This is a genomic window from Paenibacillus sp. Y568 (assembly GCF_059445545.1).
In genome coordinates this window covers 44,094-55,805 of sequence record NZ_JCAIUM010000007.1, presented here as the reverse complement: position 1 = coordinate 55,805, position 11,712 = coordinate 44,094, and the positions used below count along the sequence as shown (strand labels likewise).

Genomic DNA, 11,712 nt, shown 5'->3' with positions numbered 1-11,712 from the left:
TACTACATGTGGAACGATTTGTATAGGACCTTTATCATATTAATTATTACCCATAAATTGGGTGTCACCTGTGTCCGTAGCCAAAGAACGTTCAAATGTAAATTGACCTAACTTTCTAAACTTCAAATATCGATCTTCTTTTAATGCATTACTATCCATCGCAGACAGCTCTTTTAATTGACTGCATAGACTGTCTTTAATATGGCTTGCCGTTAGCTCATAATCACGCTGTGCTCCACCCCGTGGTTCGGGAATAATCTCCTCAATCACTTCAAATTGAAGTAGATCTTGAGCCGTAATTTTCATAGCTTCTGCCGCTTGATCAGCCTTTGTTGCATCTTTCCACAGAATCGATGCTGCACCATTCGGAGAAATAACAGAATAAATGGCATGTTCTAACATTAGGACACGATTACCCAATGCTAAACCGAGTGCTCCGCCACTTCCTCCTTCACCGATAATGACACAAACAACAGGAACACCCAGAACAGACATATCCCGTAGATTTCGGGCAATCGCTTCTGATTGTCCTCTTTCTTCTGCAGTATTACCAGGATATGCTCCTTTAGTATCAATAAACGTAATAATCGGGCGATTAAATTTCTCTGCCTGTTTCATAAGTCTGAGTGCTTTTCTAAAGCCCTCTGGGTGTGGACTCCCAAAAAAACGTGCAATATTATCTTTCGTATCCTTGCCCCTTTGCTGCCCAATGACAGTCACGGGTACGCCATTTAACTTAGCAATTCCACCAACTACAGCAAGATCATCACCAAATAAACGGTCACCATGAAGTTCAATAAAATCATTGAATATAAGTTGAATTAAGTCTAATGATGTTGGCCGTTGTTGATGTCTTGCAAGATGCATTTTTTGAGGTGCAGAAATATTAGAATAGATATCCTCTTCCAATTTACTATAGCGTTCCTCAAGTTTAGAAATTTCATCAGTGAAATCGATGCCTTTTTCCTGACCAAACACCTTCAGTTCATCAATCTTTTTACGCATCTCAACAAGAGGTAATTCAAAAGGCAATTCCGCCGCCATTTAAAATTCCCCCTTCATCGTATGAATTCCTATGAGCTTAGCAAGCATTCCGCGCATTTCTTTGCGATGTGTCACTAGGTCCAATTGTCCATGTGCCATATTATATTCAGCCGTTTGAAAATCATCCGGAAGTTTCTGACGAATAGTCTGTTCGATAACAATTCGGCCGGCAAACCCAAATACGGCTCCAGGTTCGGCAATATTAATATCACCTAGTGTTGCAAAGCTTGCGGAAACGCCACCCATTGTAGGATCAGTAATGACAGAGATATAAAGTCCGCCCTGTTCATTAAAACGTGCAAGAGCCGCGCTTGTCTTGGCCATCTGCATGAGACTAAGAATACCTTCCTGCATTCTAGCACCACCTGAAGTCGAGAAGATGATCAGAGGCAATTGCCGTTCCATGGCAGTCTCAATAGCTCTGGTTATTTTCTCCCCAACAACAGATCCCATACTTCCACTGAAGAAATTAAAGCTCATGACAGCTACGACAACGGGTTGTCCACAAAGAGTACCTTGTCCAGTAACAACCGCTTCACGTAATTCAGATTTCATTGTCTGCTCTTCTAGCTTGGTAGCGTATCCGGGAAATTGAAGAGGATCTACTGATATCATATCCCCATCGAATTCTTCAAATCCTTCTTCATCCAAAGTCATTTGGATGCGCTCTAAAGCATTCAAACGCATATGATATCCACAAGAAACACATACCTTTAAGTTCTTTTCCAGTTCCTTACTATACAGAATGTTGCCACATTTGGCACATTTACTCATAAGTCCTTCTGGAACTTCCCGTCTTGGGCGCTCACCTTCTGGATTGTTGTCCCGTCCCAAACGATCTGAAGGAATGGTCGCGTATTTTCTTTTTTTCTGAAATAAGTCTTTAAACACAACTACACCTCTCCAGCCGTTAATTTGTTGGCCGATCTAACCACAAACTTCTATTATACACTATATACTATTTTATTTTAATAAAAAATTATGGATGTAAAATAGTATTCAATACTTCTTGGACTTCTTCTAATTCCCCTGAAGGAACCTGAATTTCAAACTGTTGCTTGGACAAATTGACAGGACGGCTTCGAACCAAAAAACCTTCTTCTGTTAATTTGGTCTGAATCATGTCCGCGACCTTGGCGGTAGGTGCGATATAAATGACCGTCCACACTTTCGAAAAAGCCCCCTACTCTCAAGTTCTGAGCTCATATAATGAACCCATGATACCATAATTATCTTTTTGATCGCAACAAATACTATTGGATATAATTAGCTATGGCAGTTCTGGGTCTATCGCAATGGAGTAGTTTTTTGCGCCTTCATACCGATGGGCAATTCTCGCCGATGCAGCCGCAGCTAGGCCAGCAACTAGATCATCTAGAAACACATGAATAGCATTTTTATTGTTATTTAATGTTGCGATAATACCTGTTTTTTCTTTATCTAAATATCCAAAACTAGTTAAACCAATCATCCCATAGACGCTAGTTATTCCAAGTGCCATCGTTTCATCTACACCATAAAGTGGTTCATCGGCTTCCATGATCGATTGTAATGGTTGTGGAAGTAATTTTTGTTCAGCTAACTCATCAAGAGCAATACCTGTATACAAAGAATATTGAACTTCTCTCTTACTTAGCACAGCTTTTACACTATTCACACACTCATCCATCTTTAGTTGAGGATGATAAGGTAATTGTAACCCATACACAATTTCCGCAATATCAGCGATATAAACGCCACGACGTTCAAGTATAGATTTAACAATTTCAAATGACATCATAATTCCTCCCGCATACCTTTTACCTATCTACGATAAGGAAAGAGTAATCCTAATTCCTAACCGTTAAGGTCACTTTTATGGTGCTTCTATGTGTATGCAGGAGGCGTATGAAACGTTCTTCATTTACGCTACTTATTTAATTTTAACTGTTCCCGTACCTAACATTTGTTCCATTTCCTCAAACAGTTCTGGTGAAGGCTTAATTCGATATTGATCACTTAATGCAAGCAGTTTTTGACTTTGTTCATAGAATAATACAGTAGCTACAGACCCCTGATGCCGCTGGAGCAATTCCTTTAAACGAATTAATAGCTCAGCCTTTTCCGCCTGAGGGCTAATTTTAACAAATACACGCTGTTCAACTACACTTTTGGCATGATTCTTGCGAACTTCCGTTGAATTCGTTGATGGAATTGCTTTCGTTGTTTTTCCTAATGTTTGCTCATATCTTGTTTGAGCCGTGTTGTTTCGTTTCACAAGCTGTTCTAGCCCAACGTTATCTAACGGGATAACTTCCTCTGCAAGGAGCTTAAAACCCTCATCCTGTTGTTGCACCTTGGCCCTTAGTGCAAGTAACGCACCTTTCTCAATATGCTTGGAACTACGTTTCCACACCTCAGGGAATAGAACAACTTCACAGCGCTCTATTTGGTCTTCACAATCCATGAAAGCCATTGCTTTACCTTGCTTCGTCATAATCGTTTTGATGGAAACAACCATACCTACAACAACGGAGCGTGTATCATCAGGTAGCTCACTAAGATCCATTAACCGATCAACGCCTGTCGTCTGATTCAGCAATTCCTCATAGCCGTCAAGAGGATGTCCGGATAAATATAATCCAAGTAATTCTCGCTCTAATTCTAGTTGTTGCCCCACGGTATATGGCACGATATCCGGATAAGCAATATCCCAATTCGCACTTTCTACGAAATCAAACATCTGGATCTGTAGATCATCACGCTCCTTGCGCCATTTCAACGCAGCATCCACCGTTTCGTCTAACATAGCTAGCAATTGAGCACGATGTCCAGGTAATGAATCGAAGGCTCCCGCTTGAATAAGGGATTCAATGACTCTTTTATTACACAGTCTCAAATCTATACGTCTACAGAAATCAAGAAGACTCTCAAAGGGCTTTTCTTGTCTAATAAGTAACATATTCTCTACAGCTTGCGTCCCCACATTCTTCACTGCGCCTAATCCGAACCGGATATGACCAGCATGTGGTTGTCCTTCAGCAATCTCATCTTCTGTCGAGTTAGGTACAGGTGTAAACAGCACGCCGCTCACGTTCACATCAGGTGATAATACCCCAATATTCATTCGACGACATTCTAATACATATTCTGCGACCTTTCGATGATTCCCCATAACAGCAGTCAACATCGAAGCCATAAACTGAACGGGAAAATGTGCCTTTAAATAAGCCGTTTGGAATGCAAGTACACCATATGCTGTAGCATGCGCTCGTGGGAACCCATAGTCAGCGAATCGCACGATCATATCATAGACACGATTAGCTTCTTCCTCTGTATATCCTTGCTTAAAGCTTCCATCCACGAAATGACTTCTTTCGCGGTCTAATACTTCTCGCTTCTTCTTCGAAACTGCACGACGTAGTAAGTCCGCTTCACCTAGTGAGAATCCAGCCATCACGGAAGCAATTTTCATAATTTGCTCTTGATAGACAATGATGCCATACGTATCTTTCAAGATTGGTTGCAGATCTTCATGGGGATATTCAACCTGTAATAATCCGTGCTTAGCTTGAATGTACTTAGGGATAAACTCCATCGGACCTGGGCGATACAGTGCAAGTACTGAGATAATGTCTTCGAACTCTGAAGGCTTCAAATCCTTCAACACACGTCTCACGCCTGCTGATTCCATTTGAAACACACCCGTTGTATCGCCATGTCCTAGCATGTCATACGTCTGTTTATCATCATCGTGTATTTGATCAAAATCAGGCATATGCCCGGTCATTTCTTCAATCCATTTCATGGAACGCTCTATAATTGAGAGAGTTCTGAGCCCAAGAAAGTCCATCTTCAGCAAACCGATGCTCTCCAGATGTTCCATTGAATACTGTGTGAGTGCCGTCTTCTCGCTACCTTCCTGCAAAGGTACAGCATCTGTCAAAGCATCACGTGAGATCACAACACCTGCCGCATGTGTCGATGAATGCCGCGGCATTCCCTCAACCTTCATCGCCATATCCAACATTTCTCGGATCTTCCCACCAGCATCATACAACTTCTTCAGTTCTTCACTTATTTCCATAGCTCGGTCAATATGAATACCTAGTTGGTTAGGAATAAGCTTTGCGGCTTTATCCACATCACCAAAGGGAATATTCAGTGCTCGTCCTACATCCCTCACTGCAGCTCGAGCTGCCATCGTACCAAATGTAATGATCTGGGCAACATGCTCTCGCCCATATTTATCTACCACATATTCAATCACTTCATCTCGTCGCTCATCGCTGAAGTCGATATCAATATCTGGCATGGTGACCCGCTCCGGATTCAAGAATCGCTCAAAGAGCAAATGGTACTTCATTGGGTCCACATTCGTTATTTGCAATACGTAGGCAACGATACTTCCTGCTGAAGATCCACGACCGGGCCCTGTTGCAATTCCTTGTCTATGAGAGAATGCAATAAAGTCCCACACGATTAGGAAATAATCTGCAAACCCCATACTTCCAATAACTCCAAGTTCATAAGAAAGCCGTTCTTCTAGCTCTCTTCTCGCATCTTCATCATGCCAACGATCTGTCTTCTCATACCTCTTTATCAACCCTTCCGAACATAACGCATGTAAATATTGCTCAGAGGTCATCCCTTCAGGCAAAGGACTATACTGCGGCAGTATAGAGCGATCAAACTCAAGCTCTAACTGACACTTGTCAGCAATGATAACCGTGTTGAGGAGCGCCTCTCGAACATGAGGAAATAAGCGAGCCATTTCCTCCTCACTTTTGAAGTATAACTGGTCTGTCGGGATACGAAGTCTTTGCTCGTCATCTACAGTCTTTCCTGTTCCGATGCAGATGAGCACATCCTGTACCTCGGCATCCTCTTGTTGAAGATAGTGGACATCGTTTGTTGCCACCAAAGGAATGCCCGTCTCTTCGCTTAGTTGAATCAACTGAGGATTAACCCTCTTTTGCTCCGATATTCCATGGTCCTGTAACTCTAAATAGAAATCCTCACCAAATATATCTTGAAACCGTAGAGCGGCCTTTCGAGCTTCTTCATATCGTCCATGCAATAAGTGTTGTGGAACTTCTCCACCCAGACACGCACTTAGACAAATGATGCCTTCATGGTGTGTTCGAAGTGATTCTAAATCTATTCTTGGTTTATAGTGAAAGCCTTCTAAGTGTCCAATGGAACACAGCTTCATTAGATTTCGGTACCCTACTTCATTCTTAGCAAGCAGAATTAAATGATAGATTGGCTGATCCTTTCGGCTGCCTCTCTCTTTACGTGACCCTGACGTGAAGTACGCTTCACAGCCAATGATCGGCTTAATGCCTTTACTTTTACATGCCTTATAGAACGGAACTGCACCGTACATAACCCCATGGTCTGTTAAAGCTAACGAATTCATTCCTAAATCCGATGCCTGTTGCACGAGATCCGTTATACGTGCAGCGCCGTCTAGGAGGCTAAATTCACTATGAACATGTAGATGCACAAATGAAGCCATGTCCGCCCTCCCCTTCACTGCAAGTTCTTTTTTATAAGTTCTTTCTCTTATTTTATCATAATACCTTAGGGAACGCCCATAGAATGGATTATAACAAGGAATAACACGCTGATAGGTACAGAAGAATAGGACAAGTTCATTTCATTGGTTATGAAAGGGGAAAAATTCATGAGTACTTTTTTATCAAAAGCCATTCTAGATTTCTTTATTGCCTTCGGCATTGTACTCGGAGGAGCGATGGTGGGTGGCATAGGAGCCGTCATTTCTTTGCAACCACCCACACAAACCATGCTTGATATAGCAGACCGCATTAAAATATGGGCACTTGCTGCAGCTGTAGGGGGAACCATTGATCCCATGCGGGTCATAGAAAGTAACTTCTTTATAGGTAATCTATCTCCGGCAATCAAACAAATTCTCTTTCTCGTGTTTGCTTTCATGGGTGCCCATGCCGGTAGTGAATTAGTCAAATGGGTCTGCAATGGTAGGAGATAACGATGAGAATCCCCTCCAGCGCGCATATCCTCGCCTTCTCAAAAGCGACCTCTCTCATTGTCCTTGGCATGGTTCTTGGTAGTATTGTATACAACGCTATATTTCATGCTAGTTACGAACAACTGTGGCAAGAAAATAAAGATCTACAAATTCAGAAAAAGCAATTTGAACATGATATCAAAACACTTAAGAAATATAGCAATCAACAAACGGTAATCAAAGAAATTAAAATACGTGCTGAACAACTAGATCCACCACTTGACTCCATTATCATAAAAGAGATTCTCGTTCAGGTAGGTGAAGATTTAGATGTTCTGCGGGGTCGCAGTGTCTATGAAATTGATACAGATAGCAAGATCGCTAGGACATTACTAGACCGCAAAACTTATACGGTTCGTGATAAAAATTACGCCATTCATATCAAGACCATGCTTGTGGCCGAAAGCGTCCTACAAGTATGGGTTTCTATTACAAATCCTGTCCTTTAACAACTCATTCATGGTACAATATTAGCAAATTTGTCATTTATTCAGGAGGAACCATAATTATGATTACTGTTATTAAATATATTCTATTCATACTACTAGTCATAACCTGTATAGCTTCCGCTTATTACAGCATTCGATCACATCGTTCTTCCAATTCAACGGAACGAGGACGATACGGTGCAACTACGAATATATTAATGGGCATTATGCTTATCCTCATATCCATTGTCTTTATGTTTATATTCCGCGGATCAACACCTTCTGTCATTGTGGAAGCGTTATTCCTTGTTCTGGGAGCCTTCAACATATTCGCCGGATTACGTAATCGTAAATATTATGCAAGCCAGAAAGCCTAATGATAGATGATCTCAAATATAACCAATGACCAGTAGAAGTTACCCATGTTCGATAGATTGTAATGTCATGACAGCTTTGACAACTAACGTCTCTTCATGTGTCATTTCAATCTCTATTTTACAAGTTCTACGACTCATCTCTAATAGTTTCGGTATAATGACAATCTGGTCCTCAATCTGGAGAGGACGTAAGAAGTAGGTAGACATGTTGTCTAACACATAATCATTTCCTGAAATATCCTTCGTAGATTTGAATGCAGCCTGAGTCATAACCGTAGTTAACACCCCTTCAGAAATTGTACCCAAATCAGTCGCCATTTGAGGGGTGATAAAACCATGGAAGAACAACTTGCCATCTTGGTCGCGCTCCTCTGCGATGCCATTCCACAAGAGATGGTCAAAGGTTTCACCCAGTTGAGGTTGCGCTTGCGCGTCTCTCATGGCTTTCAGTACTTCTTTACGGCTAACCGTTGCGATGAGCTTACGATTACGATCCACGATAGGTAGGAAATCTACGCCCTCCCACATCATCTGTTGTGCTGCGGATGCAAGTGAGGTCTGCAAGCTTGTCGTAATCGGATTACGTATCAGCACTTTCTCAATACTTTGCTCATCCGATAGGCTCAAGGTATCTTTCAAATTAATGATACCTATAACACGATTCCATTCATCTGTGACCGCGTATCTCGGTTCATCAGAATTCTTTGCAAGTTCCCTACATTCCTGAGCGGTACTCGTTATTTTGAGAGAGATCAGCTTCGGCTTCGTCGCTACTATATCTTCAACAATCATGATTTTCTTTTTAATTAATCGATCAAAAATGGCCCGATTGATCATCGAAGCTACCGTAAATGTATCATGGCGTGAAGAAAAGATAGGCAGATTATGCTGATCGGCTAGATTCTTAACCTCACGGCTAATTCCGAATCCACCCGTAATGAGGACACCTGCACCCTGTTCTAAAGCTAACGAGTGAGCATCATCACGATTACCTACAATGAGAAGGCTACCTGCATCAATATATCGAACCATCGCATCAATCTTCATCGCACCAATGACATATTTGTGGAGATTCTTATGAAGACCATCAGCTCCACCTAATACATGACCCTCCACAATATCTACTACGTCAGAGAACGTTAACTGCTCAGAAATATTACGTGGTTTCTTCTCAACTCGAACTGTACCAATTCGTTCTTTCGTAATGACTATTCCTAGATTCTCAGCTTCCTTTACTGCACGATATGCAGTCCCCTCACTGACCCCCATTTCCTTAGCCAACTTACGCACAGATATTTTCGTACCTACTTTTAATCCCTCTATATATTGAAGCAAATGCTCGTGTTTGGTGACCGTGTCATCTCGATTCTCCAACTGTTACACCCCCACACTCAAATCTGTACTATACTGTACCTATTATATCACGCATTTTTGTTAATATACTACTTTTTAAGTAATTCCATTCCTACGTAATGAGAGAGTTTTATCAATATTTATCCATTAAAAAAAGTTCTAAGATTCGTTATAGAATCTTAGAACTTTGTGATGATTCATCATATTTACGAGAATGATTATACACCCTCACTTCTTTCTGTCTCTTCTGAAAATTTCGATTGCCACTCTTGGAGCTTAGCTTGTCTGACGCGCTCAAGTGCCTTCTTCTTCTCTTCATCCACACCCAGAATCATATGCCAATTGGCGGCGATCACTAGAAATGCGAATAACATCCAGACTACACTGAACAACGAAACCCAACCATTCCCACTACTTAAAGAGATGCTAGGTATTGCATACAGTAACATGGCTAAAGCAACCAACATGTAAATCGAATGTTTCAATTTTGTTCTCTTTCTCATCACTTCTTCAACTCCTTCAATTCGAATCTATATCTCTATTCTATGAAGATAGTTAATGAAATATGAGAAGAAAATACGAGATTTAGAAAGAATCATATATTACATATTTGAACCACCATATAGATGCTGAAGACTATCTGAGATTATTTTATTTACATCCTCAATGATAACGGATAGTCTGCGCTCTGCTTCGAACAAACGACGAATGTTCAGATTTAAGCTGAGTTCTTCAAACGTCTTTTCCATTTTTTCCATTTCCTCAGGTGAAGGCATATCTCCAGTCATCATTTGTTGCTGAAGTTGCATTTGACGCTCACGGAAACCCTCGAGCATTTGTTTCCCTACAGGATCCATGTCGATTAAGGCCATAGCTGCGTTAATCTCTTGAACTTCTTCGCTTTCTTTAAGAGCTTTCGCTAATTCGTGTGTTTTGTCATAAATGTTCATTGTTTATTCCTCCTTCAAAATTACTCTCCAATTCTGAAAAATGGTCAATCACCAAGGGATATATGTCCTCATATGATGAATTACATGCAGTATGCACAGTCCAAATATGACTCAAGACATCAAGTTGTTGTTGGAAGGAGATCCACGATGTCCACAAAAAAGATATCGGTCCAACTATTCAAACCGGGCATTGTGCAGGCGAACGCAATCATGTTGGGTGAGAAGCTCATTAAACTGTGGAAAATACCCACAGATCGTCCTCTACAATTGACGTTCGGTTCCTTTAAACAGGAAATCATTGTCGTCCCGGTTCCCAAGTATAGCGGCCTGCGAATCAGTGCAACGTTATCTAGACAAATGGGACTGTCATCCCACCCAGTATTAAGAATTCACTATCACGCTGGAAGCCGAACACTTCGATTAGGTCCTCTAATCGCCATCATGATTAGCCGTGATTATCCTGACAAAGCTGACAACCCGTTTGGCTCCATCTCAATGTTCTGTCGTGAGCTTGTCAATGCCTGCCAAAAGCAAGGAGCATATGTTTACTTCTTCACCCCAGAGCATATCAAATCTAGCACCAGTTCGATGCAAGGTTGGATATATGATGGAGGTTGGCGTATGACCCAAATGCCAATCGCGAATGTCGTTAACAATCGTCTGACTTCGCGAAAAATGGAGAATAACCCAAGCGTACAGCATTTTATGAAGGAAGTAAAATCCGTACATGGCAGTCATGTCTTCAATGAAAAGTTTCTCGACAAAACCGAAGTGTTCGATGCATTAAAGAAAGAAGCCAATCTTCAGCGTTACATGCCTGAGTCTCACTTATTAAATGGCTATAACATTTTAAAAAAGATGTGTACCACGCATCCTGTTGTATTCCTGAAGCCTACTAGAGGCAGTCTTGGTAAGGGAATAATTCGGATCTCTAAACAACCAGATGGTACTTACCAAACGTTATCCACAACCCTGGGTGGAACACAAAAGAAAATATATGCCACTCTTCCCAAGTTATTCTCAAGTATCTCAGGAAAAATGAAAAGTACTCGTTATCAAATTCAACAAGGACTCATTCTGATTGATCATGGTAAACGGCCTGTAGACTTCCGTGCCTTAGTTCAAAAAAATAGCACGGGTATCTGGAATGTAACCTCCATTGTAGCCCGTATAGCTGGTGGTAATCATTTCGTGTCTAATCTAGCTCGCGGGGGCAGCCTCAGTAATGTGAAGGAGGCCGTCAACAAAAGTAATATGCCGATCGCAGCTAAGAATACAGCACATGTCAATCTGAAATCAGCTGCATTACAAATCGCAAAAGGTCTGGATAATGCCATTCCTGCACATTTCGGTGAGCTCGGTATCGACTTAGCCATGGATAATACCGGACGAATCTGGATGTTAGAAGTCAATTCAAAACCATCTAAGAACGACAATACACCGCTTAGTGAACAAAAAATACGACCATCTGTCAGACAACTTATTCAATACTGTAGTTTTTTGTCTGGCTTTTAAGGGGCGGTTCA

Annotated in this window: 12 protein-coding genes; 4 read left to right on the top strand and 8 right to left on the bottom strand. The window is 41.3% G+C overall.

The genetic code is table 11. The features are described from left to right. Positions 1–39 precede the first annotated feature (39 nt). The 5 genes from AC1D7X_RS11535 to AC1D7X_RS11515 form a co-directional block, all read right to left on the bottom strand. Positions 40–1,044, bottom strand: coding sequence for an acetyl-CoA carboxylase carboxyltransferase subunit alpha (locus AC1D7X_RS11535; protein WP_495455395.1), 1,005 nt, complete (start codon positions 1,042–1,044; stop codon positions 40–42). Further along, a complete protein-coding gene (accD, locus tag AC1D7X_RS11530) occupies positions 1,045–1,935 on the bottom strand; it encodes an acetyl-CoA carboxylase, carboxyltransferase subunit beta (RefSeq protein WP_495455394.1) in 891 nt (296 codons plus the stop codon). It lies immediately after the preceding gene. Between the two features lie 88 nt (positions 1,936–2,023). After that, positions 2,024–2,212, bottom strand: coding sequence for a glutamate decarboxylase (locus AC1D7X_RS11525; RefSeq protein ID WP_495455393.1), 189 nt, complete (start codon positions 2,210–2,212; stop codon positions 2,024–2,026). A 102-nt stretch (positions 2,213–2,314) separates the two neighbouring features. Beyond that, a complete protein-coding gene (locus AC1D7X_RS11520) occupies positions 2,315–2,821 on the bottom strand; it encodes a phosphatidylglycerophosphatase A family protein (protein ID WP_495455678.1) in 507 nt (168 codons plus the stop codon). A gap of 135 nt (positions 2,822–2,956) precedes the next feature. Next, positions 2,957–6,544, bottom strand: coding sequence for a DNA polymerase III subunit alpha (locus tag AC1D7X_RS11515; RefSeq protein ID WP_495455392.1), 3,588 nt, complete (start codon positions 6,542–6,544; stop codon positions 2,957–2,959). 168 nt (positions 6,545–6,712) lie between these two features. Here AC1D7X_RS11515 and AC1D7X_RS11510 point away from each other — a divergent pair, with 168 nt between their 5' ends. The 3 genes from AC1D7X_RS11510 to AC1D7X_RS11500 are packed head-to-tail and all read left to right on the top strand — an operon-like array spanning position 6,713 to position 7,883. Beyond that, the gene (locus tag AC1D7X_RS11510; RefSeq protein WP_495455391.1) at positions 6,713–7,039 is read left to right on the top strand and encodes a YtrH family sporulation protein; all 327 of its coding nucleotides are present in this window, start codon (positions 6,713–6,715) and stop codon (positions 7,037–7,039) included. Positions 7,040–7,041: 2 nt separating this feature from the next. Beyond that, a complete protein-coding gene (locus AC1D7X_RS11505) occupies positions 7,042–7,527 on the top strand; it encodes a sporulation membrane protein YtrI (protein WP_495455390.1) in 486 nt (161 codons plus the stop codon). A 59-nt stretch (positions 7,528–7,586) separates the two neighbouring features. Beyond that, positions 7,587–7,883: a YtpI family protein gene (locus AC1D7X_RS11500; protein ID WP_495455389.1), complete on the top strand. Its 297-nt coding sequence runs from the start codon at positions 7,587–7,589 to the stop codon at positions 7,881–7,883. A gap of 39 nt (positions 7,884–7,922) precedes the next feature. Here AC1D7X_RS11500 and AC1D7X_RS11495 read toward each other — a convergent pair whose 3' ends face one another. The 3 genes from AC1D7X_RS11495 to AC1D7X_RS11485 form a co-directional block, all read right to left on the bottom strand. After that, positions 7,923–9,257: a DRTGG domain-containing protein gene (locus AC1D7X_RS11495; RefSeq protein WP_495455388.1), complete on the bottom strand. Its 1,335-nt coding sequence runs from the start codon at positions 9,255–9,257 to the stop codon at positions 7,923–7,925. Positions 9,258–9,454: 197 nt separating this feature from the next. Then, a complete protein-coding gene (locus AC1D7X_RS11490) occupies positions 9,455–9,739 on the bottom strand; it encodes a hypothetical protein (protein WP_495455387.1) in 285 nt (94 codons plus the stop codon). A 99-nt stretch (positions 9,740–9,838) separates the two neighbouring features. Next, entirely contained in the window at positions 9,839–10,186 is a 348-nt protein-coding gene (locus AC1D7X_RS11485; RefSeq protein ID WP_495455386.1) for a YlbF family regulator, read from the bottom strand. Between the two features lie 147 nt (positions 10,187–10,333). Between AC1D7X_RS11485 and AC1D7X_RS11480 the strand changes: the two genes are divergently transcribed. Beyond that, positions 10,334–11,701: a YheC/YheD family endospore coat-associated protein gene (locus AC1D7X_RS11480; RefSeq protein WP_495455385.1), complete on the top strand. Its 1,368-nt coding sequence runs from the start codon at positions 10,334–10,336 to the stop codon at positions 11,699–11,701. Positions 11,702–11,712: the final 11 nt, after the last annotated feature.

Excerpts from the sequence above, each read along its gene's own strand:
- AC1D7X_RS11490 (WP_495455387.1), bottom strand. The coding sequence starts at position 9,739 with ATGAGAAAGAGAACAAAATTGAAACATTCGATTTACATGTTGGTTGCT.
- AC1D7X_RS11480 (WP_495455385.1), top strand. The coding sequence starts at position 10,334 with ATGTCCACAAAAAAGATATCGGTCCAACTATTCAAACCGGGCATTGTG.
- AC1D7X_RS11505 (WP_495455390.1), top strand. The coding sequence starts at position 7,042 with ATGAGAATCCCCTCCAGCGCGCATATCCTCGCCTTCTCAAAAGCGACC.
- AC1D7X_RS11510 (WP_495455391.1), top strand. The coding sequence starts at position 6,713 with ATGAGTACTTTTTTATCAAAAGCCATTCTAGATTTCTTTATTGCCTTC.
- AC1D7X_RS11485 (WP_495455386.1), bottom strand. The coding sequence starts at position 10,186 with ATGAACATTTATGACAAAACACACGAATTAGCGAAAGCTCTTAAAGAA.
- AC1D7X_RS11520 (WP_495455678.1), bottom strand. The coding sequence starts at position 2,821 with ATGTCATTTGAAATTGTTAAATCTATACTTGAACGTCGTGGCGTTTAT.
- AC1D7X_RS11515 (WP_495455392.1), bottom strand. The coding sequence starts at position 6,544 with ATGGCTTCATTTGTGCATCTACATGTTCATAGTGAATTTAGCCTCCTA.
- AC1D7X_RS11535 (WP_495455395.1), bottom strand. The coding sequence starts at position 1,044 with ATGGCGGCGGAATTGCCTTTTGAATTACCTCTTGTTGAGATGCGTAAA.
- AC1D7X_RS11500 (WP_495455389.1), top strand. The coding sequence starts at position 7,587 with ATGATTACTGTTATTAAATATATTCTATTCATACTACTAGTCATAACC.